The organism is Shewanella sp. 11B5 (genome assembly GCF_002836795.1).
In the GTDB taxonomy this organism is placed as follows: Bacteria; Pseudomonadota; Gammaproteobacteria; order Enterobacterales; family Shewanellaceae; genus Shewanella; species Shewanella frigidimarina.
Genome location: NZ_PJAP01000925.1, coordinates 1 through 3,114 on the forward strand (window position 1 = coordinate 1; position 3,114 = coordinate 3,114).

2 protein-coding genes are annotated in these 3,114 nt (G+C 43.0%); both read right to left on the reverse strand.

What is annotated here, in order from left to right:
* Positions 1-886 precede the first annotated feature (886 nt).
* Positions 887-1,801, reverse strand: coding sequence for a pseudouridine-5'-phosphate glycosidase (locus CXF78_RS18305; protein ID WP_102037560.1), 915 nt, complete (start codon positions 1,799-1,801; stop codon positions 887-889).
* Positions 1,795-2,907: a PfkB family carbohydrate kinase gene (locus CXF78_RS18310; protein ID WP_235585873.1), complete on the reverse strand. Its 1,113-nt coding sequence runs from the start codon at positions 2,905-2,907 to the stop codon at positions 1,795-1,797. Before CXF78_RS18310 ends, CXF78_RS18305 begins: the two co-directional genes overlap by 7 nt.
* Between the last annotated feature and the right edge of the window lie 207 nt (positions 2,908-3,114).

The following is a 3,114-nucleotide window of genomic DNA, read 5'->3' on the forward strand; positions in this document are numbered from 1 at the left end:
GGATGATTTGCATGTTAGTCCTTTAATTGTATTTAACGAGAATTGTATTAAGTACGGTTAGTTAACTTAGCAGTGGTTGTGAGATTTTGCTAGGATCTAGGCCGCTACGCAGATAGTGCGCTGCGCTTCTAGGGCGGACTGCGTCCTGCTAAGGACAGCTTCGCTGCTGAGAAAATAGATAACAAGCGGTAACAGACAGAATAAGCGGTAGCGATCGAGGAAATAGATAGCAAGCGGTAACAAGCGGTAACAAGCGGTAACAAGCGATATAGAGCGGTAACAGACGATAGCAAGCGGTAGCAGGCGAATAAGCGATAACAAGCGGTAACAAACGATAGCGAGCGAGGAAATAGATAACAAGCGATAGCAGGCGATATCGAGCGGTAACAGACGATAACAAGCGGTAGCAGGCGAATAATAGATAACAAGCGATGAAAGAGATTAAAAGCGATATCAAGCGAACTAGATTCTAGCGGTTAGGCTTGTTATCGCTTTTTAACGCATCGTGGAGCCGCGACTCTGGAGTTAAATCCTTTAAATACAGCGTCTTATTGTTGCCAGTCGAGTGCTGGAATACTTAAGGTTCAGCCTATGAAGTAACCTTAGGGTTAATAATGGTGATGTATACTGGGGCACTACCAAGCACCAGGTAAGGTTGTTAGTACCGAATTCATGATTCAGTCTGGATACTGCTTAGAATGAACTGAGATATCATAAGACTAGTCTTACTGCACAATGAAGGGGCTAGATTTATTTTCATCAACATTAAACTCAATACTATGAATATATAATGAGGTTATGTCAGAAATAAAGTTGCCGATCAACTTAAGTGATCGGCATGAGTACATTATGAACTCTTTTATTGTTACTAGTCAGCTAACAATGATTATTGGCAGAACTCGCAGGCAATTTTTGAGGCTAGTTTGGCATTATTAAATACCAACTCGATATTGGCCACTAAGCTGCTCCCTGCCGTTTTTTCTGCTACTTTTGACAATAAGAAAGGGGTTGAGGCTTTACCCGAGATACCTTTTTCATTCATCTCGGCTACCGCATCTTTAATCACCTGATCGATCATTGTTTTATCTAGTGCATATTGTTCAGGGATTGGATTAGCAATAACCATGCCGCCTTTTAATCCCATTTGCCACTTAGCCGTCATCGCAGCAGCGATTTGCTTAGGTTCATCGAGACGATAGTCAACATGAAAATCGCTTTCGCGGGTGTAAAAGGCAGGTAGCATATCGGTTTGATAACCGATAACAGGCACACCTTGGGTTTCTAAGTATTCTAACGTTAAACCAATATCCAAAATTGATTTGGCTCCAGCACAGACCACTGCTACGTCAGTATTAGCTAATTCTTGCAAGTCGGCTGAGATATCAAATGTTTGTTGTGCCCCACGATGCACACCACCGATGCCACCAGTTGCAAACACTTTAATACCAGCCATCGCGGCCAAAATCATTGTCGATGCTACAGTCGTCGCGCCATCCGCTTTTTGTGCCACAATAAAAGGAATGTCACGACGGCTAGTTTTAATTACTGCTTGACCAGCCTTACCTAAATACTCAATCTCTTCATGGGTCATCCCCACTTTGAGTCGCCCATTGAGGATTGCGATGGTTGCCGGTATTGCACCATTATCACGAATTATTTGTTCAACCTTAAGCGCTGTCTCTACATTTTGCGGATAAGGCATACCATGAGAAATAATAGTTGATTCTAATGCCACTACAGGTCGCTTGGCATCCAATGCTGCTTTGACTTCAGGGTTGATATCTAGGTACTGGCTTAACATAATGACTCCTTGATAACTCGATTGACTGATATTTCAGACATATTGGGATTAATCGTTGCGATATCGGATAAGGCCACTACCGCGGCGGCCATGGCAAACTCGGTCGATTTTCGAGTTGACCAATCTTGAATAAAACCATGGGCTAGACCAGCTAAAAAAGCATCGCCAGCGCCATTGGCATTAACCATAGAAACGGGAATTGCGGGGAGCAGGGCTTGTTCCTGCTTATCGCTGAAGAATACGCCATCAACGCCGAGGCTTAGAAAGATCCGTTCTACCCCTTGAGCATGAAACCAATTGGCTAACTCGGGCAGTTGGTCGTGATCTGTAATTGTGATCCCTGAGAGTTGTTCGGCTTCTTTAAGGTTGGGTTTTAGGGTATGAATGGCACTAAGATAGGGCTTTAATTTAATTGCCTTAGCACAAGAAACGGGATCGACGAACAATGGAATATCTGCGTAATTACTTAGAATGTAAGCTAATGAGGTTTGCGATAAATTAGCATCTACAACAATCACATTGGCTCGTTGCAGCATAGCTTGCTGAGACTTGAGCACATCAACACTAAGGCGTTCTAAAATCGCCATATCATTAATGGCCACGTGCATATCGCTTTCGCCATCTAACACCGACAAGTAGGTTGAGGTTACGCTATCAGGCAATTGCAAAGTGTGCTTCATATCGATGCCAGCCCGCTGACAATGTTCGATAATTTCTTGGCCGTAAGTATCTTTTCCTACCGCAGTAGTCAAGCGAGTATCAGTGCCTAATCGCGCTAAGTTTTCGGCAATATTGCGTCCTACACCGCCTGGTGAACAGCTGACGCTGCCGGGATTCGAATCACCCACCCTAAGCGAACCTGCTGGTCGGCCTAGTATGTCCATATTGGCTCCACCGATCACAACGACATAAGGCGCTTCGGCCAAAATATAACCTTTACCGCGAATGATGCCTTTGTTGGTTAGATTCATAATATGTCCGGCGACAGCGGATCGGCTCATGCTTAATTTATCGGCCATATCTTGTTGCGGCATTAAGGGGTCTTGCTTGAGTAATGCTAAGATTTCTAACTCGCGTTCCGTCATATGAGTGATCTCACTATCCATTTAGCAAACAAATGTTTGCATACCAAACATTTGTTTAACGTAAGTGAGTTTTAAATAAAGTGCAACAAAAAAAATGATGAAATGTGATCAATGATTAACATCTAAATCAATTAATAAACAAAAAAGACTGACTTTTTTCACATGTATATGAGGCATAAACCGAAGATGATATCAGCCCGAATCGCAGTTATTCGATAATGACTTACA

Excerpts from the sequence above, each read along its gene's own strand:
- CXF78_RS18305 (WP_102037560.1), bottom strand. The coding sequence starts at position 1,801 with ATGTTAAGCCAGTACCTAGATATCAACCCTGAAGTCAAAGCAGCATTG.
- CXF78_RS18310 (WP_235585873.1), bottom strand. The coding sequence starts at position 2,907 with ATGGATAGTGAGATCACTCATATGACGGAACGCGAGTTAGAAATCTTA.